This window comes from Flavobacterium coralii (assembly GCF_019891545.1).
Lineage (GTDB): Bacteria > Bacteroidota > Bacteroidia > Flavobacteriales > Flavobacteriaceae > Flavobacterium > Flavobacterium coralii.
In genome coordinates, this window is sequence record NZ_JAHDIU010000004.1 from 319,013 (window position 1) to 343,377 (window position 24,365).

21 protein-coding genes are annotated in these 24,365 nt (G+C 42.4%); 7 read left to right on the top strand and 14 right to left on the bottom strand.

The annotated features are described in order from the left end of the window. Positions 1-26: 26 nt before the first annotated feature. From KJK34_RS08860 to porU, 9 genes are all read right to left on the bottom strand, one after another. On the bottom strand, positions 27-1,088 hold the full coding sequence (locus tag KJK34_RS08860; RefSeq protein WP_223053499.1) for a mannose-1-phosphate guanylyltransferase: 1,062 nt from the start codon (positions 1,086-1,088) through the stop codon (positions 27-29). Between the two features lie 84 nt (positions 1,089-1,172). Then, positions 1,173-1,769, bottom strand: coding sequence for a SprT-like domain-containing protein (locus KJK34_RS08865; RefSeq protein ID WP_223053500.1), 597 nt, complete (start codon positions 1,767-1,769; stop codon positions 1,173-1,175). 9 nt (positions 1,770-1,778) lie between these two features. Beyond that, positions 1,779-2,456 carry an SDR family NAD(P)-dependent oxidoreductase gene (locus KJK34_RS08870; protein WP_223053501.1) on the bottom strand — a complete coding sequence of 226 codons (678 nt, stop codon included), beginning with the start codon at positions 2,454-2,456 and terminating at the stop codon, positions 1,779-1,781. Further along, positions 2,456-3,403 (bottom strand): M20/M25/M40 family metallo-hydrolase, encoded by a 948-nt coding sequence (locus tag KJK34_RS08875; protein WP_223053502.1) that lies wholly within the window; start codon positions 3,401-3,403, stop codon positions 2,456-2,458. The genes KJK34_RS08870 and KJK34_RS08875 overlap by 1 nt, the downstream gene beginning before the upstream one ends. 90 nt (positions 3,404-3,493) lie before the next feature. Then, positions 3,494-5,176 carry a pyruvate dehydrogenase complex dihydrolipoamide acetyltransferase gene (locus KJK34_RS08880; RefSeq protein ID WP_223053503.1) on the bottom strand — a complete coding sequence of 561 codons (1,683 nt, stop codon included), beginning with the start codon at positions 5,174-5,176 and terminating at the stop codon, positions 3,494-3,496. A gap of 3 nt (positions 5,177-5,179) precedes the next feature. Beyond that, entirely contained in the window at positions 5,180-6,181 is a 1,002-nt protein-coding gene (gene pdhA / locus KJK34_RS08885) for a pyruvate dehydrogenase (acetyl-transferring) E1 component subunit alpha (protein ID WP_223053504.1), read from the bottom strand. Positions 6,182-6,380: 199 nt separating this feature from the next. Continuing rightward, the gene (locus KJK34_RS08890) at positions 6,381-6,863 is read right to left on the bottom strand and encodes a cytidine deaminase (RefSeq protein ID WP_223053505.1); all 483 of its coding nucleotides are present in this window, start codon (positions 6,861-6,863) and stop codon (positions 6,381-6,383) included. Positions 6,864-6,866: 3 nt separating this feature from the next. After that, positions 6,867-8,105, bottom strand: a complete 1,239-nt coding sequence (gene porV / locus KJK34_RS08895) for a type IX secretion system outer membrane channel protein PorV (protein ID WP_223053506.1) — start codon at positions 8,103-8,105, stop codon at positions 6,867-6,869. A gap of 40 nt (positions 8,106-8,145) precedes the next feature. Further along, the gene (gene porU / locus KJK34_RS08900; RefSeq protein ID WP_223053507.1) at positions 8,146-11,994 is read right to left on the bottom strand and encodes a type IX secretion system sortase PorU; all 3,849 of its coding nucleotides are present in this window, start codon (positions 11,992-11,994) and stop codon (positions 8,146-8,148) included. Positions 11,995-12,201: 207 nt separating this feature from the next. Between porU and gldJ the strand changes: the two genes are divergently transcribed. After that, complete coding sequence (gene gldJ / locus KJK34_RS08905; RefSeq protein WP_223053508.1) at positions 12,202-13,869, top strand: gliding motility lipoprotein GldJ; 1,668 nt, start codon at positions 12,202-12,204, stop codon at positions 13,867-13,869. A gap of 62 nt (positions 13,870-13,931) precedes the next feature. Further along, positions 13,932-15,218 (top strand): UDP-N-acetylmuramoyl-tripeptide--D-alanyl-D-alanine ligase, encoded by a 1,287-nt coding sequence (locus KJK34_RS08910; protein ID WP_223053509.1) that lies wholly within the window; start codon positions 13,932-13,934, stop codon positions 15,216-15,218. 253 nt (positions 15,219-15,471) lie between these two features. On the opposite strand, the gene galE is transcribed toward KJK34_RS08910, so the two are convergent. Together galE and KJK34_RS08920 are read right to left on the bottom strand one after the other, a co-directional pair. Continuing rightward, the gene (gene galE, locus KJK34_RS08915; protein WP_223053510.1) at positions 15,472-16,491 is read right to left on the bottom strand and encodes a UDP-glucose 4-epimerase GalE; all 1,020 of its coding nucleotides are present in this window, start codon (positions 16,489-16,491) and stop codon (positions 15,472-15,474) included. Positions 16,492-16,524: 33 nt separating this feature from the next. Further along, entirely contained in the window at positions 16,525-17,658 is a 1,134-nt protein-coding gene (locus KJK34_RS08920; RefSeq protein WP_223053511.1) for a DegT/DnrJ/EryC1/StrS family aminotransferase, read from the bottom strand. A gap of 101 nt (positions 17,659-17,759) precedes the next feature. Between KJK34_RS08920 and KJK34_RS08925 the strand changes: the two genes are divergently transcribed. Both KJK34_RS08925 and KJK34_RS08930 read left to right on the top strand, forming a co-directional pair. After that, positions 17,760-18,989: a 3-deoxy-D-manno-octulosonic acid transferase gene (locus tag KJK34_RS08925; RefSeq protein WP_223053512.1), complete on the top strand. Its 1,230-nt coding sequence runs from the start codon at positions 17,760-17,762 to the stop codon at positions 18,987-18,989. Next, entirely contained in the window at positions 18,989-19,435 is a 447-nt protein-coding gene (locus KJK34_RS08930; RefSeq protein ID WP_236937619.1) for a GNAT family N-acetyltransferase, read from the top strand. Before KJK34_RS08925 ends, KJK34_RS08930 begins: the two co-directional genes overlap by 1 nt. A 4-nt stretch (positions 19,436-19,439) precedes the next feature. Here KJK34_RS08930 and KJK34_RS08935 read toward each other — a convergent pair whose 3' ends face one another. Both KJK34_RS08935 and KJK34_RS08940 read right to left on the bottom strand, forming a co-directional pair. Beyond that, positions 19,440-19,805 carry a hypothetical protein gene (locus KJK34_RS08935; protein ID WP_223053513.1) on the bottom strand — a complete coding sequence of 122 codons (366 nt, stop codon included), beginning with the start codon at positions 19,803-19,805 and terminating at the stop codon, positions 19,440-19,442. Positions 19,806-20,098: 293 nt separating this feature from the next. After that, complete coding sequence (locus tag KJK34_RS08940; protein WP_223053514.1) at positions 20,099-20,854, bottom strand: hypothetical protein; 756 nt, start codon at positions 20,852-20,854, stop codon at positions 20,099-20,101. A 126-nt stretch (positions 20,855-20,980) separates the two neighbouring features. Here KJK34_RS08940 and KJK34_RS08945 point away from each other — a divergent pair, with 126 nt between their 5' ends. The 3 genes from KJK34_RS08945 (at position 20,981) to KJK34_RS08955 (ending at position 23,938) form a co-directional block, all read left to right on the top strand. Next, positions 20,981-23,128: a S46 family peptidase gene (locus tag KJK34_RS08945; RefSeq protein ID WP_223053515.1), complete on the top strand. Its 2,148-nt coding sequence runs from the start codon at positions 20,981-20,983 to the stop codon at positions 23,126-23,128. A gap of 241 nt (positions 23,129-23,369) precedes the next feature. Continuing rightward, positions 23,370-23,570 carry a hypothetical protein gene (locus KJK34_RS08950; RefSeq protein WP_223053516.1) on the top strand — a complete coding sequence of 67 codons (201 nt, stop codon included), beginning with the start codon at positions 23,370-23,372 and terminating at the stop codon, positions 23,568-23,570. Positions 23,571-23,704: 134 nt separating this feature from the next. Beyond that, complete coding sequence (locus KJK34_RS08955; RefSeq protein WP_223053517.1) at positions 23,705-23,938, top strand: hypothetical protein; 234 nt, start codon at positions 23,705-23,707, stop codon at positions 23,936-23,938. A 46-nt stretch (positions 23,939-23,984) separates the two neighbouring features. On the opposite strand, the gene KJK34_RS08960 is transcribed toward KJK34_RS08955, so the two are convergent. Continuing rightward, positions 23,985-24,338, bottom strand: a complete 354-nt coding sequence (locus KJK34_RS08960) for a winged helix-turn-helix transcriptional regulator (RefSeq protein WP_223053518.1) — start codon at positions 24,336-24,338, stop codon at positions 23,985-23,987. Positions 24,339-24,365 lie beyond the last annotated feature (27 nt).

The window sequence follows — 24,365 nt, forward strand, 5'->3', positions numbered from 1 at the left end:
TATTATTTCTTTTTTTGCAGAAATAATTACCGTTTAATTACAATTTCTGCAAACTTTTTAATTTCCTGCTCTTTCTCTTTCGGGTAGATGAGCAAAATATTTTCTTTATCTACTACTATGTAATCATTAAGCCCGTCAACAACCACAATCTTTTCTTTATCAGTCCGGATGATATTGTTTGTGGCATTCTCAATATAAACCTGCGCATTAACAACTGTGTTATTATATACATCTTTGTTCAGCTTGTCGTGCAGTGAACCCCATGTACCAAGGTCATTCCAGTCGAAAGATGCAGGCAGAACATATACATTATCGGCATTTTCCATAACTGCATAATCTATAGATATATTAGCCGATTTTATGTAATTTTCATTGATGTATGTTTTCTCCCCCGGCAGGTTATAATGGTCATATCCATAATCAAAGAGTGTGTACATTACCGGCTGAAATTTTTCAAACGCTGCAGTGATTGATTTTATGCTCCATATAAAAATTCCTGCGTTCCATAAAAAGTTGCCACTCTGCAAAAATGTTTTGGCAGTTTCATAATCCGGCTTTTCCCGGAAGTGCGATACTTTTTTGATAACCTCAGTGTCAGCTTTGCTGTATTCTATATAGCCGTATCCGGTGTTAGCGAAAGTCGGCTGTATGCCAAGTGTCATCAATACATCCTGTTTTTCGGCGAACTCAAAAGCCTGTTGCAGGTCGGCAGTAAAGGCATCTTCATCCTCTATCCAATGGTCGCTGGGTGCAACAACCATTACAGCATCAGGATTCATTTTTTTAATTTTTAGAGAAGCATATAATATACAAGGGGCAGTGTTGCGCATGGCAGGCTCCAGCACTACCTGTTCCTGCTTTACCTGTGGCAGTTGCTGCAGCACAAGGTCGTTATAAAGCTCATTTGTAAGTATCAGAATATTTTCCTGCGGTATTAATTTAGAAAGCCTGCCAAAAGTTTTCTGGATAAGGGTTTCACCCGTACCAAGCATATCATGAAATTGTTTGGGAAACTGTGCAGTGCTTACAGGCCAAAAACGTGAGCCTACCCCACCGGCCATTAATACAGCATAATAGTTGTTATTCATCTTACTGATTATCTTAAAATCTGTTAGTAAAGGTTTTGATATTTCCTTTCAGTTCAAAGCGGTTTATTTTTTATTTAACACATACTAAGGCAGTAACTCTACCTCTGCATTCGGATTAAATAAATAAGTTTTTCCCGTACTTATTTCAAGGCATTCAAAACGCTTAACCCTCTGTGCGCCCTTCCTGAAAATTTTTCCGTTATGGATGCGGAACTGGCTGCCAAAGGGAATTTCAAAGATATAATTCTTTTCTGACTTTTCATCAAACTGCTTTAGTGCGAGTGAGAGTGTAGCATCAGTATCGCTGCTCGCCTTTGGGTTGCGAAAATGCCTTGCGAGCAGGGGCAGTAATTGCGGCGGAAATATCTCGGGGCGTATAAAAGGAACCATTAACCGCTGAAAAGTGAGCTTCCACTCATTGCCGTGTGGTTTAATATTACGTCCATATTTTTCAAATGCGGCAAGGTGCGCAATTTCATGCACCAGCGTTATCAGGAACCTGTACTTGTTAAGGCTGGCGTTAACGGTAATGCGATGCGCACCACTACCATCCCTATGGTAGTCACCATGGCGGGTAACACGGTCATTTACAATTTTAAGATGCACGCCGTAAACCCTTATCAGCTCAAAAACGGCATCAACGGCATGTTCGGGCAGGTATGGCTCAATAATGTGCTTCAAAATGTTATTTTATGGTGTGCTTGATGATACCTGCAACAGCTTGCCGTTATAATACCTGTTACCTGTAAGGGCAAAATTATATATATAATCGGCCATTTCGGCTGCCGAGAGCGGCGCTTCATATCCGGGGAAAGCCTCCTGCAACATTTCTGTATTTACTGCACCAAGTGCCAGCACATTAAAAGCAATGCCCAGTTCTTTATATTCTTCCGCAAGCAGTTCAGAGAGGGTTATAACTGCTCCTTTGCTACTGCTGTAAGCAGAAAGCCCTGCAAACTTCATGCTGCCCTGCACGCCACCCATACTGCTTATGGTTACAACATGCCCGCCTTTGCCCATATAAGGCAATACAGCACGGTTTAAAGCCGCAACACCAAACACGTTTACTTTGTATATATATTCAAATTCTTCGGCTGTAATGTCTTTAAAAGGCTTTAAAAGCAATGCGCCTGCATTATGGATAATAATATCTGCTTTTTGCCATGAACCGGCTATAAAGCTGCTAACCTGCTCCAATTGCTTTTCGTCTGAAAGATCTGTAGAAAGGCAGGTTATGTTCTGATGCTCTAAAAGTACCTGCGGCATTTGTCTTGATAAGGCAAGCACATTATGCCCCGCATCTGCAAACTGTAATGCAAGTTTATACCCTATACCACGGCTGGTACCTGTAATAACTATATTCTTCATTAATTCTTTAAAACTATTTCTTTTGTTTTGGCATTTACCATTTTCTCTACAACCGGAATCATTTTATTAATGAAACCTGCCATGTGGGCGGTATCCATATTCTCAAATTCATCATCAGGATGATGGTAGTACGGGAAGGTGGTCATCTCTGTAGTGCTTACAGTATGCGCCGGTATGTTGAACTCGGTAAAGAAGGGGTAATTATCCGATGCCCTGAAAAGCTGGTATTTCATTTCAAACTCATTAGCGCCTATCATTTTTTTACCTGCATATTCATTCAGCTTGTCTGCCATGTTGCTGCGGCCCATACCGGTGATATAAGCATCGGTAGTACCGCCAAGCGGAACGCCTATCATCTCAAAATTAAGCATGGTGTAAATATTGAAACCGGCAGCATGCAGTTTTTCTGCCAGGTGCTTACTGCCTAACAAACCTTTTTCTTCAGCCGAAAAGAAGCAGAACATAATACTGCGCTTATTGTTCTTTGCACTTCCAAAGTAATTTATCAGCTCCGCTACTGCGGTTGTTCCGGTTGCGTTATCATCGGCGCCGTTGTATATAGTGTCGCCTTTCACTTTGCTGTCTCCTGTGCCAATATGATCGTAATGTGCCCCTATAACCACAAATTCATTTTTGAGTTTAGGGTCAGTACCCTCAATCCATCCTACAATATTATAAGCGGGCCTGGCAAAATTAGAAAGGGTATCACGATAGGTTGCAAAGTAGGGCTTAAGGTTATTTTTAGCCATGATATCCTCAAGAAAAACTGCTGCTTTTTCAATCCCTTCGCTACCACTGTCGCGACCTGCAAGTTCATCTGAAGAAAGAAACTTCAGCGTGTTGGAAATCGACTCCTGTGTAGCCACATAGTTTCCCGGTTTTGCTTTTTGAGCACATCCGGCCGCAGTTATAAAAAAACATGCGGCAAACATTACAATTCTATGCATATTGATTGCTTTAAAAAGCTAAAATACAAAAATAAAAATACCCGCCTTGAGGGCGGGCATCTATATAGGTAACAAATTATATCGTACTAATTACGCCAGCATGGTTACCGGGTTCTCAATATACTGCTTAAGCGTTTGCAGGAATTGTGCACCTGTAGCGCCATCTACAGTTCTGTGGTCGCAGGTTAGGGTAACGGTCATAGTGTTGCCCACTACAATCTGTCCGTTCTTCACTACCGGCTTCTCTACTATTGCGCCTACAGAAAGTATGGCAGAATTTGGCTGGTTGATGATAGAAGTAAACTCCTGTATGCCGAACATACCCAGGTTAGATACCGTAAAGGTACTGCCCTCCATATCGGCAGGGGCAAGCTTCTTGCTGCGTGCTTTGCCTGCAAGGTCTTTAACGTTGGCACCTATCTGAGACAGGCTCATCATATCGGTAAATTTAAGTACCGGTACTACAAGGCCGTCTTCTACCGCTACTGCCACACCAATGCTTATGTGCTTGTTGTAAACAGTAACATCATCTTTCCATACAGTGTTTATCTGCGGATGTTTTCTTAGCGCCATTGCACAGGCTTTTATAACCATATCATTGAAAGATACCTTAGTATCAGGCAACGAGTTTATAACGCCACGTGATGCTATGGCAGCATCCATATCAAGCTCTATGGTAAGGCTGTATTCCGGAGCCGTAAATTTAGATTCGGCAAGGCGGCGCGCAATAGTTTTGCGCATCTGGTTGTTCTTAACCTCTTCTGTGCTTACTTCTCCCGCAGGGGTATATACCGGAGCTGCTGCCGCTTTTGCAGGCGCAGCCTGTTGCTGTGCTGCTGCGGGTTGTACAGCCTCCTCTTTATAGCCTTCTATATCTTTGCGTACAATCCTTCCGTTTTCGCCTGTACCTTTTACTTTATTAAGGTCAACACCTTTTTCCTTGGCAAGTTTTCTTGCCAGCGGAGAAGCAAAAATGCGCCCGCTATCAGCAGTATCGTCAGATTGTTTGCTTTCTTCTGCTTTCGGCTGTTCTGTTTTGGCTTCGGCAGGTGCAGCTTCTTTTTCATCTTCACTACTTTCAGCAGCCTCACCGCCGTCTTTATCATAATTCTCGGCAATACCTGAAACATCTGTTCCTTCCGGGCCTATAATGGCAAGTACGCTGTCAACAGGAGCCGACTGCCCTTCCTCAATACCAATATACAGTAAAGTACCCGAATTGAACGACTCAAACTCCATAGTGGCTTTATCGGTTTCAATCTCAGCAAGTATATCACCTTCATTTACTTTGTCGCCCACTTTTTTAAGCCATGTGGCAACAGTACCCTCTGTCATGGTATCGCTAAGGCGCGGCATGGTAATAACCTTAACGCCGTCAGGCAATCCACCTGATTTTTTAGCGGCTGGCTTTTCTTCTTTAGATGTCTCTTTTTTCTCTTCAGCTTTAGGCTCCTCTTTGCTTTCTTCTTTTTCAGCATTATCATCGGCAGGCGCATCACCGCCCTTGCCTTCAAGCAACGCTTTATAATCTTCGCCTTCTTTACCAATAATAGCAAGAACAGAATCTACAGCGGCGGTTTCGCCTTCCTGCACTCCTATGTATAAAAGGGTTCCGGCATCAAAAGCCTCGAACTCCATTGTTGCCTTATCAGTTTCAATTTCGGCAAGTATATCGCCTTCAGTAACTTTATCTCCAACTTTTTTAAGCCACGTAGCTACAGTACCTTCGGTCATGGTATCGCTTAGGCGCGGCATTGTAATAATCTTTGCCATTTCTTATTGTAGTTTATGTGGTAAAAACGGATAATCTTCCTGTGCGTAAACAACGTCATACATAACATTAAGATCCGGATACGGAGACTCTTCTGCAAATTTCTCGCATTCATCTACCAAATCCCTTACCCTTTGGTCTATCGCATCTATTTCTTCGTCTGTAGCGTAGTTATTTTCTTTAATTATATCAAGTACTTGGGTAATAGGGTCTATCTTTTTGTACTCCTCTACCTCTTCCTTAGTACGGTAGTGCTGGGCATCACTCATAGAATGTCCGCGGTAACGGTATGTCTTCATCTCAAGGAAGGTTGGCCCCTCTCCTCTGCGTGCCCTCTCCATTGCCTCGTGCATTGCCTCGGCAACTTTTACAGGGTTCATACCATCTACAGGGCCGCATGGCATTTCATAGCCAAGGCCAAGTTTCCATATATCAGTATGGTTAGCAGTACGCTCTACAGAAGTACCCATTGCATAACCATTGTTCTCAACAATAAAAACTACAGGAAGTTTCCATAGCATAGCCATGTTAAACGCTTCGTGAAGCGAACCCTGGCGGGCTGCACCATCTCCAAAGTAAGTAAGCGTTACGCCACCTGTTTCAAAATATTTATCGGCAAAAGCCAAACCGGCACCAAGCGGAATTTGCCCGCCAACAATACCGTGACCGCCATAAAAGCCATGCTCTTTAGAGAAAATGTGCATAGAACCACCCAAGCCTTTAGATGTTCCTGTTGCTTTTCCTAAAAGCTCTGCCATAACCTTGCGCGGATCTACACCCATGCCTATTGGCTGCACGTGGTTACGGTATGCGGTTATCATTTTATCTTTAGAAAGATCCATAGCATGAAGCGCACCTGCAAGTACGGCTTCCTGACCATTGTACAAGTGTAGGAAACCTCTAACTTTTTGCTGAATGTACAGTGCTGCAAGCTTGTCTTCAAACTTTCTCCAGAACTGCATATCCTCGTACCACTTCAGATAAACTTCTTTAGTTACTTCTTTCATTGCTGAATATTTGTTACTTAATGTGATTTAAAATAAACGGAAATAAACATTCGCAAAAAGTTTCCTCACACAAATTTGCGAAAGGCAAAAATAACACATCCCGCTTATAACTAAAAAAATAATATAAAGTATTTTAAGTTTTAATAACCCTTTGTGCGGGAAATAAAAAAGGACTTCTTTACGAAATCCTTTTAGCTGATTATAAATATTTACTTTCAAACACCAATGGCAGCAAATTTTGCAGCGAAGGCGAATGATATACTTTCCCGGTTTCGCCCATAAAATAAATTTCTACAGGTGTTTCCTGCTTCGATTCATATTCGGCTATGGCCTGCCTGCACGAACCGCATGGCGGTATAGGGCTATCTACAACCTTATCTTCGGCGGCGGCAGAAATGGCAATCTTTATAATTTTTGCATCAGGGTAAACAGCACCTGCCTGAAAAACAGCGACACGCTCGGCGCAAAGCCCTGATGGGTATGCCGCATTTTCCTGGTTGGAACCTAACACCACCCTGCCGTTATCGAGCAGTGCGGCTGCGCCAACGTGAAAATGCGAGTATGGCGCATAAGATGTTTTTCTCACCTCAACTGCCTGCTGCATTAAATCTTTTACATCTCCCGGCAATTCATCTGCCGACTGATATACATTAAAAGTTGATGTTATTGTGAGTTTCTCCATCTACTACCACTCGTCATAGGTGTTGTCTCCAAAATTGAAGGTAAGTGAAAAACGAAGTGTATTTTCAAGCGGGTTCCTTACGTTAGACGCAGAGAACAGATAAGATACATCTATCTTAACCACTGTATATTTAAAGCCTGCACCAAGCGAGAAAAACTTACGCGCACCTTTTAGTTCGTTTTCATTAAAGTAACCTAAACGCAGCGCGAATGAATCCTGGTACATATATTCTGCACCAACAGAATAAGTAACCTCTTTAAGCTCTTCGCTGAAACCATCAGGAGCATCGCCAAATGATTTAAAGATACCTGAAACCCAGCTTGTCCTGTTGTAATCATTAAGGTCTGAAGCATATTGTTCATCCGCAATATCTTCTGCAGCATCAGCTTCAGAGTTGCTTATCTCGCCATCGTTGTTTAAGTCTATGTAATTAGGCTCTGTAATTGCAGGAGGGGTAGGCACCAATAGCTTTGCTATCTCTACGCTAACGCCTACTTTGTTATATTCATCAAAAATAAAATCGAAACCTGCACCAAGCCTCATATTGGCAGGCAGGAAGTTAGAATTGCTGCTGTTGGTATCCTCATCATTATTATAATTGATTTTAGGACCCATGTTCTGGAAGTTAAAACCAGCCCTCCAACGGCCATTAAAATCTGAATAAGCCACTTCTTCCGACTGGTAAAAACCTGCCACGTCAAACGCGAATGATGTAGCAGCACGCGCATCACCACCATCCGCTGTTTCCGGTATCCTGAGGTTAGAACTTATAAAGCGCCCGGCAACCGCCATAGAGAAACGCTCGCTCAGCTTTAGTGAATAAGAAAGGTCTAAAGCCAGTTCGTTAGGAGACCTTACAAGCGCAGGGTCTTCAGGATTTTGCCTTAATTCTATTTCACCAAGGCCAAAATAACGAAGGCTACCGGCAAAAGCACTACGCTCGTTAAACCTGTTATAGTAGTTTAACTGTGCCAAAGATATATCGCTTGCAATCTGGGTAAGGTATGGGGTATAGCTAACACCTACCCCCTGCCCGTCTAAAGCAAAGGCATATTTGGCGGGGTTCCATTGCTGCGAATAAGCATCTGTAGAAGTTGCCACACCCTGATCGGCCATACCGGCGGCACGGGCATCGGCTGCAATTAATAAAAACGGTACTCCTGTTGTAATTACTCTTTCATTTTGCGCCTTTGCAATATGCACTCCCAAAAGGCACAAAGCAAACAAGATAATTTTTTTCATTTCGGTTTTTAAAATTTAAGGGAAACAAATATAGTGTTTTTTACAGCAATACAAGTTTTTCATATCTGTATGCTGTTTTATTAGTTACGGTAGATCTTACAGTTAGCTTATATACATATACGCCTTTGCCTATTTTATCGCCAAAGTCGTCTCGCCCGTCCCACCTGATATCACGGCTTAAAAAGCCATCGGTTATTACCGACTGGTTTATTGTTTTTACCACCTTGCCCGATACCGTAAATATCTGCACCTGCACATCAAGCGGCTCAAAAGGCCTGTTGTGGTTAAACCAGAATTCGGTATAACTTACAAACGGGTTAGGGTAGTTAAGCACCTTATCTATTGTAAGGGCATCATCTCCCGAAACCACGAACTGAATATCGGCAGTAACAAGGTTATTGTAAACATCCCATGCTTTAAAGGTTAGCGTATGCAATCCTTTTTCAAGATTGGCAAACGGAAAACGCACTTTTCCTCTTTTATAGGTATCAGGGTCGGCTTCATAATAATCGTTCATCAGGAACGGGTTATTTTCATCGCCATCCAGTATACCAATAATATCGTGGCCTATTCCACTCGCTGTATTAATACCATGCTCATCTTCCAGAAAAGCAAGCAGCATCGGTGAGTCATTGGTAATACCACCGCTCACAAAGCTTTCGTCGTTCATGTAGAGCCTTACGGAAGGCGCTGTCCTGTCTTCGGCGGCATTTTCGTTTATACCTCCTATAAGGATATCATTATCATGACCGGTTTGGTCTTCTAAAATATTATTGCGTTTGGCATAGAAGCTTACACGTCCGTTACCAACCGCTATGCGAATATCGCGCGGCACCACAAATCCAACCTCGAACTGTCCGTTTGTTACCGTGGCACTACCCCTGAAAACTGTTTCGCCCAAGGTGCTAAATAAATAGGGATTTGGCGTATTGTTGTCGTTATTAAGTGTTTGCCTTTGTACTTCTTTATCAAAAACTGTAATTTCAAGGTCACCATTATAATTGGTGAGTACAGCACCTCCTTCGGTAGTTACCTGGCCTTTAAGTGCTACATAATCAAGAGCCCTGATGGGCGCTGTGTTTTCGGCAACAGGCACATCATTTATATGTGTAAGTACTATTTTAGGTTTAGGCACTGCAAGCTTTAGTGCCGGGTCGCCCACAAAGGCAATAACCCTGTAACCTGTACTGCTTGAAGCCTGCACCTTGGTAAGCCTGAAGGCTTCTGCCATTGTAGGATATTCAGGCAGGTTAAAGGCGTAAAGCCTTTCTGAAAGGTCTTTATTGAAATTATAAGCGCTGATTGTAAAGATAGCCCTTGTGGTGGTTATCATGGCAATAGCGCCACCTTGTGGGTTCCAGTAAATAAACTCCCCTGCCGTTTGCCTGTACGGGTTATCAAACTTGGTAAGGTCGCACGTTGCCGTTACGAATAACGGATATTTATACCTGTTGGTAAGCACCTGCGCATCGGCACTCTCCAGCATCCTTTCGCTTGCCATACCGTTCTCGCTGCCATGCCCCAGATAGTTAACCACCAACGTACCATAATTGATAGAACGTATCAACTGGTCTTTGGCATCAGGGTAGCGTTCACCTCCTGAAGACACCTGCTGCACAAACGAGTCGGTATAAATTTTCCTCACATTTACAAAAGGCCTGAAATCATTTAGCTGGTTGGCAACAGTATCCTGTGTAGATGTAAACGGGACATCAGACAAGGTGTCTGCATCGTCTGCAACCAGTGTATATTCATTTCTCCATCTTCCGTATGATTCTTCTCCAAGGTATTCCGCTATTTTGTTTACCATTTCACGGGCTTGCTGGGTGCTGCTTACCAGCATCCGTCCAACTGCAATATCGGCTTCTTCACTATCACCGGCAATCCTTCCTTCTGTAGGATCCATCAGCACAAAAAACTCATCAGTAGCAAAAGTGCTTACTTCGCTGTAATTGGAAGAACCTGCATTTGTTTCGTTATAATAGTGAAAAATAGGGACAATATTCGTGTTATTTGGTATCCTGTCTTTAAAATCAAATGATGCATCACCAAAAAGGTTTACATACTTAACCCTGTTATCATCTGACGAAGCATTATTATATACATACTTAATAAAGTTACGTATAGCGCCTATATCCTGTTTGCCGGATGCAAATTCCTGGTATATTTTTTCGAGCGTTACCACTTTAACCACCATACCCGAGTTGGTCCTGTGGATACCGGCAAGCTCTTCAGCCTGATTACGGAGAAACTCAGGAGTAATAATAAGGTATTCCACATCCTGAAACTGCCCCTGCGCATTATTAAAAATAGTACCTTTCAGGTTTTGGTTGGCTACCCTTGTGTTAGATTCCCTCAACGGGGTAAGGTAGCCTGAAGATGTTACGGTAATATACTCCCTAACCTCGCCCATATTAGCCCTGAAGGCAAACTGACTACTACTGTTTTCTGCTACCTGGGCGGCATTATATATGTCAGTAATATCCCATATGGCATTTATATCGCCCGCACCTGTAAACTGGTATTCTATTACACCTATATTATTTGCCGCATCGTTATACCTGAAACGGAACTGCCCGTTACCTCCCCTAAGGCTGCGCTTGCATTCTATTGCTATATAATCCAGCCAGGCATCCGAAGTAGGCACACCATTGTTATTATAGCTCAGCGCAACGGTTATATCTTCTGCAGAGGCATTAAAATTGGTAATAAGTGTGCCGTCAACACCCCTTGCAAGGGAGCCTACAGCACCAAAGTTGATTGTACCTGCCGTTTGCCCGTTTACTGTTACCCCCATAGAGGTGGATGTAAGTGAGTTGGCTGCCGCCCTTACTGTTATTTTAGCTTCACCGGGCACTATATCAGGCACTGTAAAATCAAACTCCTGCTCATCTTCTATATCAAAAGCTTCGCCATGCCACTTGCGGCCCAGCCTCGCTATACTTACAAGGTCGCGCTCGTGATACACATACTCATCAAACTGGGTAGTGGTTATGACAGGCGTACCCGATGGCTGCGGCACAGCATTTATGCGCTTACCGTTACCCCCGTATGAAGTTACATAATAATATGACCTATTGGCATAAAGGTTATTATGCGTGCCGTTTTCACGGCTAAAGTTATCTACACCTTCCGCATAAAATAATATGTAGTCAGAATTATCAAACTGCCCGTCCTGCTCGCCTACAAACATAATGGCGTTCTCGGCAAGGTCGGCAGGATAATCGGCAGAGTTAAGCAAAGGCAGCATGCGCCCACCGTTACCATAAATTTTTATCCTTCGCGGATCTGCATTTACATCAAGCCCCAGTTGCTGCAAAAAGCTTTTAGACAAACGGTAAACACCTGATTTTTCTACATAAAACCTGTACCATTCGCCTGCGGCAAGAACAGAGTTGGATATATTATTGAAGTCGTTAGTGCTTTTTGGCTTTTCGGCAGAAGCCCTGTATGAAAATGAATAGCTGAAAGATTTAACTCTTTTATAGGAATTGCCTTCTTTTATAATAGGGTTTAGCTTAATAGTGGCGTAATGGGTGTTGCGCGCTTTAGAAGCATTAACAACAGCATCAAGCTTTACAGGCACTTTGCTTCTATCTATATCGCCCAGTGCTGTGGGGTTTATATTTTCATAAACCACATTGGTAACCGTAAGCGAGTTAGGGTCAGCTACAGCAGGAGCAGGCATTTTATAAGTAAATAAAAGCTGCTTATCCTCAAAATCAAAACCCATGTAGTCCTGCTGAAACGTGGGCATCTGCAAATCTGTTTCGGCAAAAGATACTTTCTGGCTTTCTTTCCAGACAAGCTCAACAGTACCCGACTGCTGGCCAAAAACAGTAGCCGACAGCATCAATGTACATATATATAGGAGTATATTGTATTTCATCACACAACAAAACGCAAACAAAAAAAATATATTACAAAGCTTACAAAATATTTTTTTGCCTGTAGCAGTGCAATATTACTTTAAAATAGCCGTTCTAGAAAGACACATTTAACATAAATTTGGATTTTTATTAAAAATTTTAAAATCGTGTTGCGGTTTAATGGTTAATTATTATATTGCGCCACGAAATTTATTACCTAGAGAAAGATGAGAATTAACAAGATGACTGCTTTAAAACTGGTTGTGGCGCTTGCCATAACTTTTGGTTTTACCGCTTGTAGCAAGAAATCGGGAGGCTCTAACACCTCTACCGCTACAGGATGGAGAATTAATGACAAGAAAGGCGGATTTCAACACAACTCGCGCTACAAGCAGCAAGAGCCTGGGCCCGGACTTGTGGAAGTAGAAGGAGGAACTTTTACTATGGGTAGGGTTTCCGATGACGTTATGCACGACTGGAACAACACGCCTACGCAGCAGCACGTGCAATCTTTCTACATGGATGAAACCGAGGTAACAAATGTTATGTACATGGAGTACCTTGACTGGTTAAAGAGGGTTTATCCGCCAAGCGAGGAAAACTATAAGAACATTTATGTTGGCGCCCTGCCTGATACACTTGTATGGAGGAGTGCACTTGGTTATAACGAAACCATGACCAACAACTACCTTAGGCACCCTGCTTATGGCAACTACCCGGTAGTTGGTGTTAACTGGATACAGGCTGTTGAATTCAGCAAATGGAGGACAGACCGTGTTAACGAAGCTTTACTTGAGCAGGAAGGCTACATAAAAAGAGATGCTAAAATTACAGATGTAAGCGCTGAATCTACTTTCAGTACCGAGGCTTATCTTGAAAGCCCGAGCAAGAGCTATGGCGGTAACGAAGAAATTGTTTACAAAGGCCGTAACAATAAACTTGCCGGTGACGAAGAAGCTAAAGGCGTTTATGCACAAAGGACATCAGGACTTATTTTACCTGAATACAGGCTACCTACCGAAGCTGAATGGGAATATGCCGCTATTGCACTTGTAGGCAACCGCGAGTATAACCTGTACAGGGGTAACAAAAAATACCCATGGAAGGGACAGTACACACGTAACTCAAGAAGGCAGAGCAAAGGCGACCAGCTTGCTAACTTTAAGCAAGGTAAAGGGGACTACGGCGGAATTGCAGGCTGGAGTGATGACAACGCAGATATTACTGCTCCTGTAAAATCATACCCACCAAATGATTTCGGCCTTTATGACATGGCAGGTAACGTTGCCGAGTGGGTTGCTGACGTTTACCGTCCGATTGTAGATGATGAAGCAAACGACTTTAACTACTACAGGGGTAACGTTTACATGAAAAATAAAATTGGTGACGATGGCAGGGCTGAACTTGTTACTGCTGAAACCATAGAATATGACACACTGGCAAACGGACGCATACAGTACCGTAACCTGCCTGGCCAGATTGCCCAGGAAGCCATTACCCAGGAAGATGTTTTCTTAAGGCAAAACTATACCAGGAGTGATAACAGGGATTACAGGGATGGTGACGTACAGTCTTCCCGTTTCTATAACTATGGCGCAACAGATGAAGGCGGCCTTAGCGAAAACCAAAGGATGTATGACGCTCCTAAACACGAAGTAGGAAGTGACAGCCTTGGCGAGATGTACAAAAAATGGGACCCTTCTTCTACAAGGACTACGCTTATCAATGATAACGTAAGGGTTTACAAAGGCGGCTCATGGAGAGACAGGGCTTACTGGCTAGACCCTGCTCAAAGAAGGTACTTCCCTCAGGATATGGCAACCGACTATATCGGTTTCAGGTGTGCCATGAGTAAAGTAGGACCTAAAAACGGCAGGAAAACTGCAAGGAACTAAATAAATTTCAATTCAGATATTATAAATAAAGCCCTATCTTAGGGCTTTATTTTTTGTTATATATGGAAACAGCAAGCCTTTACGAATATTTTTTGCAATGTGGTTCAGTATCAACAGATACACGAAAAATAGCCCCCGGGTCAATATTTTTTGCACTGAAGGGTGATAACTTTAATGCAAACCATTTTGCGCAGGAAGCGCTTGCCAAAGGGGCAAAATTTGCCGTAATAGATGAAGCTGAATATAAAACTGCCGACAACATACTTTTAGTTGATGACAGCCTTACCGCTTTACAGCAACTGGCTAACCACCACAGGAAGCAGCTTGGGCTGCCTGTAATTGCATTAACCGGAAGCAACGGCAAAACTACTACCAAAGAACTCATAAACGCTGTGCTGGGGGCTAAATATACCACTAAAGCCACGGTAGGCAACCTTAACAACCACATAGGTGTGCCGCTTACGCTTTTATCATTTACTGCTGATACAGAAATAGGTATTGTGGAAATGGGTGCAAACCATCAAAAGGAAATTGAATTTTTATGTAGTATTACCGAACCTAATTTTGGTTACATAACCAACTTTGGCAAGGCACACCTTGAAGGGTTTGGCGGTTATGAAGGCGTAATAAAAGGTAAAAGTGAACTGTACAATTATTTAAAAGAAAATATCAAAACGGTTTTTGTAAACCTGGATGATCCTATCCAAAAAGAAAAAACAGAAGATATACCACGATTTACCTTTGCTGTTGATAATTACAACAGCGACCTCCGCATCGAAAAGACAGAAGCGAGCCCGATGGTTACCATAACCTATAACGGAACTGAGATAAAAACAAATCTTATAGGTTCTTATAACATACCTAACATTTGTGCAGCAATTGCTATTGGTAATTATTTTAAGGTAAGTGATACAAAGATTAAAGCCTCGCTTGAGGATTATATACCAAATAACAACAGGTCGCAACTGGTTGAGAAAGGCAGCAACAGCATTATCCTTGATGCCTACAACGCTAACCCAAGCAGTATGGCTGCTGCACTTACTAATTTTATCCAGCTTGAGAGAGACACCAAGATAGCTGTTTTAGGCGATATGTTTGAGCTTGGGGATGAAAGTGCAGAGGAGCATAAAAAGATAGTTCACCTGCTGATAAACCATTCAGATAAAGTAACATTTTATTTTGTCGGGAGGGAGTTTTACAACCACAACCCGGAAAAAGCCAACATGAACTTCTTTGCCGATTATGAAAGCTTTGCAAAACATTTTAGTAATGTAAAGCCTGAGGGAGCCACTATACTCATCAAAGGCTCAAGAGGTATGGCTTTAGAAAGAACACTCGAACTCCTGTAATTAATATAAAGATTTCTTCTTGCTTATATAAACCTTCCACATCTTAAAGATAAACAGTGTATTGAGCAAAAACAGAAATTGCAGCAACAAGTACTTTTTATTAAATATACTTTGGGTAAACAAATCACTCATTGCTAATAGTAAAAGCAACCCTCCTATAAACCAAAGGGCAGTAAGCACTACTGCCCTTTTCTTATTTATAAGATGAAATAAAGCTTTATCCTTAAGGTTTATTTTATTGCGTTGCTCCATATTATTCTTTTCCTCTCACTTTCTTCTCCCATTTCCATGCAGAGGCCAAAGCATCTTCCATTGTTAATTCAGCTTTCCAGCCCAGCACATTATTAGCTTTAGCAGTATCGGCATAGGCTTCGGTAATATCACCTGCCCTGCGCGCTACAATTTTATAATTTAGCTTTTGCCCGGTTACTTTTTCGAATGCATTTATTACCTCAAGTACGCTGTTACCCTTGCCTGTACCCAGGTTAAATACCTCAACTTTATCAGCATTTTTACTATCGATAAGCCTTTTTAAAGCGGTAACGTGTGCTTTTGCGAGGTCAACCACGTGGATATAATCTCTTATGCAGGTACCGTCCGGAGTTGGGTAATCATCTCCAAAAACCGAAAGCTGCTCACGAAGGCCTATAGCGGTTTGCGTAATAAAAGGCACTAAGTTTTGCGGTGTACCTTTTGGCAGCTCGCCAATCATAACAGAATCATGCGCTCCTACAGGGTTAAAATAGCGTAATAGGATAGCGCTAATATTCGACACGTTAGCAACATCGGTAATAATCTCTTCACCTATTTGCTTGGTATTTCCGTAAGGCGACATTGCAACCTGTATGGGTGCATCTTCGGTTATGGGCATTTTTTCGGCCTGACCGTACACCGTGCATGACGAGCTGAAGATGAAATGCGATTTCTCTTTTTGCTGTAACCCCTGCAACAGGTACACTAAAGAACCTAAGTTGTTTTCATAATACAGTAGCGGATTTTCTACACTCTCCCCTACTGCTTTGGATGCCGCAAAATGTATAATGCCTGAAACATCATTATACTTACTGAAAAACGCCTGCACTGCAGCCTTGTCGCGCAGGTCAATCTGTTCAAACTCGGGTTTTTTGCCGGTAATGGCAGTTATGCCGTCCAGCACTTCAATTGATGAGTTAGAAAGGTCGTCTATCACCACTACATCAAAACCTTCATTTTGCAGTTCGACCACTGTGTGCGAGCCTATAAATCCGAGGCCACCGGTTACAAGTATTTTCATGGGTATGTTTGTTGGTTGGTTGTATGGTTAATGCTATATGCTCAGGAAATCTAAAATGGCTTGTGTTATAAATGCTATCTGCTCATCATCCAGCTCGGTGTGCATAGGTAATGATATTACCTCTTTTACAAGCTGGTTGGTTACGGTAAAATCATCTTCGTTATAGCGGCCGCTGGCATAAGCTTTCTGGCTGTGCAACGGTATCGGATAGTAAATAGCACACGGTATGCCTTTATCCAGCAGGTGCTTCATCAGTGCATTCCTGTCAGCATTCAATATCCTTAATGTATATTGATGAAAAACATGGCTTTCATCATCGCCTTTTATAACAGGCGTAATAATATCGGCATGGCCAGCAAATGCCTTGCTGTACTTATCGGCAGCGGCACGGCGTGCTTTATTATAATCATCAAGATGTGGCAGCTTCGCATTCAGTACCGCAGCCTGAACACTGTCAAGCCTTGAGTTTACCCCTACTACATCATGGTGATAGCGCTCATACATTCCGTGGTTAACTATACCGCGTAGCTTGTGCGCAAGCTCATCATCATTGGTAAAAATGGCACCGCCATCGCCATAGCAGCCCAGGTTTTTAGACGGAAAGAAAGATGTTGAAGCCACATGGCCTATAGTGCCCGCTTTCTTTTTAGTGCCATCGGCATAGGTATATTCGGCGCCTATTGCTTGAGCGTTATCCTCTATCACATACAGGTTATGTTCCTCTGCAAGCGCCATTATAGCTTCCATATCGGCTGTCTGCCCAAACAGGTGAACCGGTACTATAGCTTTCGTTTTAGGCGTTATTGCATTGCGTATTGCCTCTACAGAAATATTAAAGCTGTCGGGCTCTACATCTACTAATACAGGTGTAAGTTGCAACAGAGCAATAACTTCTACCGTAGCGGCAAATGTAAAGTCGGCCGTAATAACCTCATCACCCGGCTCAAGCCCAAGGCCCATCATGGCTATTTGTAATGCATCGGTACCGTTTGCACACGGTATTACGTGCTTAACGCCAAGGTATTCTTCCAGGTTTTTCTGGAATTTATGTACCTCCGGCCCGTTAATATAGGTTGTTGTATCAAGCACTTCCTGTATAGAGGCATCTACAGTTTGTTTTATCTTATCATACTGACCCTTAAGGTCAACCATTTGTAATTTTTTCATTTGCTTTTGTAATTTAAGCCATCGCAAAACTACTAATTAAATAGCTCCCTGCCAATGAAAATGCCCTAAAGTGCGTATTTTAGCAGCACAATACATATACCATGCTTTTTCTTTACAACCTGCTTACTTATGCCGCTATGGGCGCAATAAAAATAATTGCACTTTTCAGCCCCAAGATAAAACTGTTCGTTAACGGGCGAAAGCCTGTGTTTGAGATACTAAAGCAAAAAATTAGCCCCAACGATAAGGTTATATGGTTTCATGCCGCATCTTTGGGCGAGTTTGAACAGGGGTTACCGGTTATGGAACGCATCCGCGAAAGGCACCCGCAGCACAAAATACTGCTCACTTTTTTTTCGCCGTCGGGATATGAGGTGCGTAAAAATACCCCCGCAGCCGATGTGGTGGTTTACCTGCCGATGGACACAAAAGCCAACGCCGAAAGGTTTATACAACTGGCGCACCCCGATATGGTGTTCTTTATTAAATATGAATTCTGGCCCAACTACCTGAATGCAGTAAGGAAGCGTAATAGCGAAGCCTACCTTATTTCGGGGCTGTTTCGCGAAAAGCAGGTATTCTTTAAATGGTATGGCGGGTTTTACCGCGAGGCGCTAAAAGCGTTCCGGCATTTTTTTGTACAGTACGAAAGCTCTAAGCAATTGCTGCATAACATAGGCTTTACCAATGTAACCGTTAGCGGCGATACCCGCTACGACCGCGTGAGTAAAATACTGGAACGCGACAACAGCCTGCCTTTTATAGAGCAGTTCATCAACGGAAAAACAACGTTGGTATTCGGTAGCTCGTGGCCTAAGGGCGAGGCAATGTTTACAGGGTTCATTAACAAGTCAGCAGATATAAAATGTATTATTGCCCCGCACACAGTAGGCGAAAGCCATATAGCCGAACTAAAAAGCAGCATTACCAAAAAAACGGTACTGTTCTCTGAAATGGAAGGCAAAGACCTTTCAGCTTATGAAGTTTTTATTGTAGATACCATTGGCATACTGGGCAAAATATACAGCTATGCCGATGCGGCCTATGTGGGCGGCGGCTTTGGCACCGCGGGGCTGCACAATATACTGGAGCCTGCCGCTTTTGGCGTGCCCATTGTTATCGGCCCCAACCACGGGCGTTTTCCGGAGGCGGTGGCGCTGGTAAACCTGGGCGGCTGCCTGGTGGTGCACAACAGGGAAGATATGGAAAACACCCTTACCAAACTGGTGTATGATGCTGCCTACCGAGCGGAATGCGGCCACATTGCAGGGACTTTTGTACACATGAACCGCGGGGCGGTTGACACTATAATGAACAAAATAGCACAATAATGGAATATTTTAAGCCGATAGCGCAACAGGATATAGAAGTGGTTACCACCATGATGGAGGAGTTTTACGGCATAGACAACTACCCCATTAACATAGAAAAGACGAAAAGCCTGCTGAAAGAGTTTATTGTAAACGATGCACTGGGCAGCGGCTGGCTGATACTGCACAACGGGCAGGCTGTAGGCTATGTGATACTGACCTTTGTGTTTAGCTTTGAGTATGCCGGGCGCATTGCTATTTTAGATGAACTGTACATCCGTAACGAATGGCGCGGGCTTGGGCTGGGCGGCAACACGCTTGATTTTATACATGAGCAGGCAAAACAACTGGGCATAAAAATTATTTACCTGGAAATAGAGAACCATAACGAAAAAGCCCGCAACCTGTACCTATCTAAAAACTACACCATGCACCACAGGGGTTCAATGAAGTTGGTGGTGAAGTAGTTATTTATTCATCAAATGGCTCATCGTATTCATAACTAATAACACCTTCCGTAATAATTAGTTCCTCGCCATTTGCATTAATTTTTCCGGAAAAAGTGGCATAGAAACATTCAGACCTATTTACCAGGACGTTGCTTTCAAAATCATCATTAACTAACTCATACATACCTGTATGCGCCTCATCAAAATTGCCAAGCTTTAATAGATCTATAACATTGTTCCCTGTTTCTTTATATATCATTTCCAGCCTTAGCGTACCTTGGGTGCTTCCGTAAAACAATAAAGATAAATCATATTGTCCCGTTCCCCATATAATAGATATTTCCCTCCCTCCGGTGGTAAAGGTTTTTAATTCTCCATTAATTTTCATGGAAATGTTAGTAGCACGACAATCCTGAGATGACTCATCGTCTTTTTAACATGAAGAAATAAAGCGGCTGACGCTACAATAAGGAAGATTAGCTTTTTCATAATTTTTTAGTTAATTAATCAAATAAATAAAATTTTGACTAATTAACCAAGCGTCACGAATAGATTGTTATTGTATATAGGGCCACAATGTAGAATTGTTTACATTATCCTCATGAAAAAGCCTGCAACCTGTAACTTTCTAAAAACTACACCATGCACCACCGGGGTTCGATGAAGTTGGTGGTAAAATAGTTATTCCCCTCCAGCTTTTAGTCTTTTAGCCCCCTCTTCTAACGACACAGCTTTTATTTCTTCCATTTTCGTAATTAATTCTATTGGTCTATGTAAAAGACTTGGTCGTTCTGCTACTACTTTCAATTGTTCTTGAGTGAGTACTTGAGCAAAAACAACACTTTCACCATTGATAGTTGCTTTTGCAAACAGAAGACTTCCTACAAGTGATGAAAAATTATTAATATTATTGGTAGATTCTATTAGCCTAGCGATTGCTTCTGCTATGTTTAAATCGACTTCGGACTGCACCTTATCTACATGTTTCAACTGGAGAGCCCTTTCGACTTGCTCAAGCCTTGAAACCACTTCTTTACTTGTAGCTGCTCGTTTAAACTTCAGCAATGCATTCTTTATCCAAGACCCAAGGATAGCCGGATCCTCCTTTTCAACTTCAAAATCTAATTTCTCCAATAAATCTAATAGTGTCGAGTAATAAGTATTAGCATGTTCAACATTATTAGTATCTAGATATATTTTCAGAGGAATATTTTCAGTAGAATTAATTTTCTTAACTTTATCAATATTCCTTTGAATATTCCACTTCCTTTTTCTGTTATTGTTATCGCCTCCAAAGGTAACTCTGAACTTACTCGGGGGTATTTTACCACCACCGTCAAATGGTTGAATCACTCTCATCTTACCATTAGGCTTACGTACAATTCTAATAGCACGTGTTGAATTCGAATTTGGTTTTTTAGTTTGGTTTTTTTCCATACTATATTTAATAATGATTAGCATTACAAATATATACAAGTACATTACATTTATATTCAGTATTTCTACCTGTTTTCTACCCACCGCAAAAATCCCTATCTTGCACCATAATTTTTTAATCAAACTATGAGAATATTACGATTACTGGCATTATTGCTGCTAACGCTTCCTGCCGTTGCCCAGCAGGGCGGCATGTGGATACCCTCGCTGCTAAAGGGCATGAACGAAAAAGAAATGAAAAGCCTGGGCATGAAAATGTCGGCTTCCGATATTTATGATGTAAACAACTCATCCTTAAAAGATGCCGTGCCGCATTTTGACGGTGGCTGCACCAGCGAGGTAATTTCGCCAAAGGGGCTGCTGCTTACCAACCACCACTGCGGGTATGATGCCATACAAAGCCACTCGACTGTAGAGCACGACTACCTGGCTGACGGTTTCTGGGCCATGAGCATGGAAGAAGAGCTGCCCAACCCCGGTATGGAAGTAACCTTTATCGTAAAGATAGAAGATATTACCAACCAGGTGCTGGAGGGCGTAAGCCTGCTGAAAAGCGAAGAAGAAAAGCAAAAGAAAATCCAGGAAAACATATCAAAGCTCACCAACTCGCTGCCGAAAGAATCGTGGCAGGAAAACATGATCCGCACGTTCTATGAGGGCAACCAGTACATGCGCTTTGTAACTGAAACCTTTAAAGACATCCGCCTTGTGGGTGCGCCGCCTTCATCAATAGGTAAGTTCGGTTCTGATACTGATAACTGGGTATGGCCGCGCCATACGGGCGATTTTTCGCTGTTCCGCATTTATGCCGGTAAAGACAACCGCCCTGCCGAGTACAGCAAAGACAACGTGCCTTATACACCTAAGCACTACTTCCCTATTTCGCTTGGCGGTGTTAAAGAAGACGATTTTACGCTGGTATTCGGTTACCCGGGCCGCACGCAGGAATACCTGCCTGCCGTTGCCGTAGAGCAGATTGTAAACGTGCTTAACCCTGCCAAGATAGAAGTGCGTGATGCAGCCCTTAAGGTTGCCGACAGCTACATGCGCAAAGACAAACAGATAAAAATTCAGTATGCCAGCAAATATGCAAGCATAGCCAACTACTGGAAAAAATGGATAGGCGAAACACAGGGGCTAAAACAAACCAATGCCGTTGCCGTTAAAAGAGCTTTCGAGAAAGACTTTTTGGCAAGGGCTGCAAAGGCAGGCAAAACTGCCGAATACGGCAACCTGTTCAACGATTTCGCCAGGCTGTATTCAGAAATTGAGCCTTACCAGCTAAGCCGCGATTATTTTATAGAAGTAGCACTGCGCAATACAGAGCTGCTTACCGTAGGCTACAGGCTATACCAGCTTGAGCAGGTGTATAATGCCCGTGGCGAGCAGTCCTTTAACGACCGCAGGAACAATACCGTTGCTTCGCTTGAGGGTACTTATAAAGACTTTAGCAAGGTGGTTGACGAGAAAATATTCGAGCAACTGATAGAACTGTATGCTACTAAATCGCCGAAGCAGTTTTTACCGGATGTATTAAAGAATAAAGACTATAAAGCACTAACGCAGGAGATATACAGCCAGTCGAAACTGACGAGCTATAATGGCGTAAAGGAACTGCTTCAGGGCGATGCCAAGCAGGTAATGGAAAAGCTGAACAACGACAAAGGCTACAGCCTGGTAAAAGCTATGGCTACCGCTTTTATAGAGAACGTTAACCCGAAATATGAAGAGTTTAACCTTGAAATAGCCGCATTGCAGCGCACCTACATGAAAGGCATACTGGAACTAAGCCCGAAAGATGCCCGCATCTTTCCTGATGCCAACAGCACCCTGCGCGTTACCTATGGCAAGGTAAAAGGCTATGAGCCGAGGGATGCCGTTTACTATGAGCCTGTAACCTATCTTGACGGGGTTATAGAAAAATATGTGCCCGGCGATTATGAATTTGACGTACCACAAAAGCTTATAGAGCTGTACAACAAAAAAGATTATGGCCAATATGGCGAAAACGGCAAAATGCCCGTGTGCTTTATAGGGACTAACCACACCACAGGCGGCAACAGCGGCAGCCCTGCAATAGATGCAAAGGGCAATCTTATAGGCCTTAACTTCGACCGTGTTTGGGAAGGCACTATGAGCGACATTTATTATGACCCGTTAATTTGCCGTAACATAATGGTTGACATACGCTATGTACTATTTGTGGTAGATAAATATGCGGGTGCAAAAAGGCTTATCGAAGAGATGAAACTGGTAGATGTAAAGAAAAAATAAGCACGTTTTGTAAAGCAGCTAAACTATACTTTTACCCTTATAGCTATCTTTTGGGAAGATTTATAATTACAGGCGATAATCCTTGTACAAAAAAAATAGGAAAATACCGAAAATTAAGCACGTAATATGCTGAATTTCAGCGTTAGCATATTTTTAAAAAAAAACTGTGGAAATATTTTGCGGAATTAAAAAATTTATATCTTTGCTCCGAATTAATAATTAACCTTTATAATTTAGTAAGATGAAAAAAGTTGTTTTAAGCATGGCTCTAATCGCTATGATGAGTGTATCTTTCGTATCATGCAAAGAGAAAGCTGAAGAGGCTCCGGTAGAAGAAACTAACGTAGAAGTTGAGACTCCAGTTGAAGAAGTTGCTCCAGTTGAGGCTGACACTATGGTTGTTGACACTGTTGCTACTACTGAAGCTCCTGCTGCTCACTAAGAGAAACAGTTTAAAAGCATTAAAAGCTCCGCATAGCGGGGCTTTTTTATTTATAGATGGTGGCAAAATGTACATGATTACAAAAAGTTTATATCTTTGTCCTGAATTAATAGTTAACCTTAATAATTAGTAAGATGAAAAAAGTTGTTTTAAGCATGGCCCTTATTGCCATGATGAGTGTATCTTTCGTATCATGCAAAGACAAAGCAAACGAGGCTGAAACTGAAGTAGAAGCTAACGCTGAAGCTGCTACTGACGCTGTTGAAGAAACTGCTGATGAAGCTACTGAAGCTATTGAAGAAACTGCTGACGCGGCTAAAGACAGCATAGATGCTATTGAAGAAAACCATGAAGGACATTCTCACTAAGAGAAACAGTTTAAAATTATCTAAAGCTCCGCATAGCGGGGCTTTTTTATTTTATCTCATTATTTTTCTTTTCCTCTTCTATAAGTTCCAGCCCGTATTCCCTTATCTGCTCAATAATCACCATCAGTCTCTTGCCTTTCACTGTTAAGGCATATTCAGTTTTAGGAGGCACAACCGCATATACTTTTCTTGATATAAGCCCGTCAGCCTCAAGCTGCCGCAACTGGGTTGTAAGCATTTTGTCTGATATATGGGGTATGTCTTTGCGCAGTTCTCCGTAGCGCTTTACCTCATTTCGCAAGCGCCATAATATAGGAGCTTTCCATGTACCCCCTATCATCTCCATTACAAACTGTACCGGGTTATAGTATACTTTCCCTTTATAAATAAAATCAGGCATTTGCAGTCATCATTATTTACTAATACT

Excerpts from the sequence above, each read along its gene's own strand:
- KJK34_RS08860 (WP_223053499.1), bottom strand. The coding sequence starts at position 1,088 with ATGAATAACAACTATTATGCTGTATTAATGGCCGGTGGGGTAGGCTCA.
- KJK34_RS08870 (WP_223053501.1), bottom strand. The coding sequence starts at position 2,456 with ATGAAGAATATAGTTATTACAGGTACCAGCCGTGGTATAGGGTATAAA.
- KJK34_RS08875 (WP_223053502.1), bottom strand. The coding sequence starts at position 3,403 with ATGCATAGAATTGTAATGTTTGCCGCATGTTTTTTTATAACTGCGGCC.
- KJK34_RS08880 (WP_223053503.1), bottom strand. The coding sequence starts at position 5,176 with ATGGCAAAGATTATTACAATGCCGCGCCTAAGCGATACCATGACCGAA.
- pdhA (WP_223053504.1), bottom strand. The coding sequence starts at position 6,181 with ATGAAAGAAGTAACTAAAGAAGTTTATCTGAAGTGGTACGAGGATATG.
- KJK34_RS08890 (WP_223053505.1), bottom strand. The coding sequence starts at position 6,863 with ATGGAGAAACTCACAATAACATCAACTTTTAATGTATATCAGTCGGCA.
- porV (WP_223053506.1), bottom strand. The coding sequence starts at position 8,105 with ATGAAAAAAATTATCTTGTTTGCTTTGTGCCTTTTGGGAGTGCATATT.
- porU (WP_223053507.1), bottom strand. The coding sequence starts at position 11,994 with ATGAAATACAATATACTCCTATATATATGTACATTGATGCTGTCGGCT.
- gldJ (WP_223053508.1), top strand. The coding sequence starts at position 12,202 with ATGAGAATTAACAAGATGACTGCTTTAAAACTGGTTGTGGCGCTTGCC.
- KJK34_RS08910 (WP_223053509.1), top strand. The coding sequence starts at position 13,932 with ATGGAAACAGCAAGCCTTTACGAATATTTTTTGCAATGTGGTTCAGTA.
- galE (WP_223053510.1), bottom strand. The coding sequence starts at position 16,491 with ATGAAAATACTTGTAACCGGTGGCCTCGGATTTATAGGCTCGCACACA.
- KJK34_RS08920 (WP_223053511.1), bottom strand. The coding sequence starts at position 17,658 with ATGAAAAAATTACAAATGGTTGACCTTAAGGGTCAGTATGATAAGATA.
- KJK34_RS08925 (WP_223053512.1), top strand. The coding sequence starts at position 17,760 with ATGCTTTTTCTTTACAACCTGCTTACTTATGCCGCTATGGGCGCAATA.
- KJK34_RS08930 (WP_236937619.1), top strand. The coding sequence starts at position 18,989 with ATGGAATATTTTAAGCCGATAGCGCAACAGGATATAGAAGTGGTTACC.
- KJK34_RS08935 (WP_223053513.1), bottom strand. The coding sequence starts at position 19,805 with ATGAAAATTAATGGAGAATTAAAAACCTTTACCACCGGAGGGAGGGAA.
- KJK34_RS08940 (WP_223053514.1), bottom strand. The coding sequence starts at position 20,854 with ATGGAAAAAAACCAAACTAAAAAACCAAATTCGAATTCAACACGTGCT.
- KJK34_RS08945 (WP_223053515.1), top strand. The coding sequence starts at position 20,981 with ATGAGAATATTACGATTACTGGCATTATTGCTGCTAACGCTTCCTGCC.
- KJK34_RS08950 (WP_223053516.1), top strand. The coding sequence starts at position 23,370 with ATGAAAAAAGTTGTTTTAAGCATGGCTCTAATCGCTATGATGAGTGTA.
- KJK34_RS08955 (WP_223053517.1), top strand. The coding sequence starts at position 23,705 with ATGAAAAAAGTTGTTTTAAGCATGGCCCTTATTGCCATGATGAGTGTA.
- KJK34_RS08960 (WP_223053518.1), bottom strand. The coding sequence starts at position 24,338 with ATGCCTGATTTTATTTATAAAGGGAAAGTATACTATAACCCGGTACAG.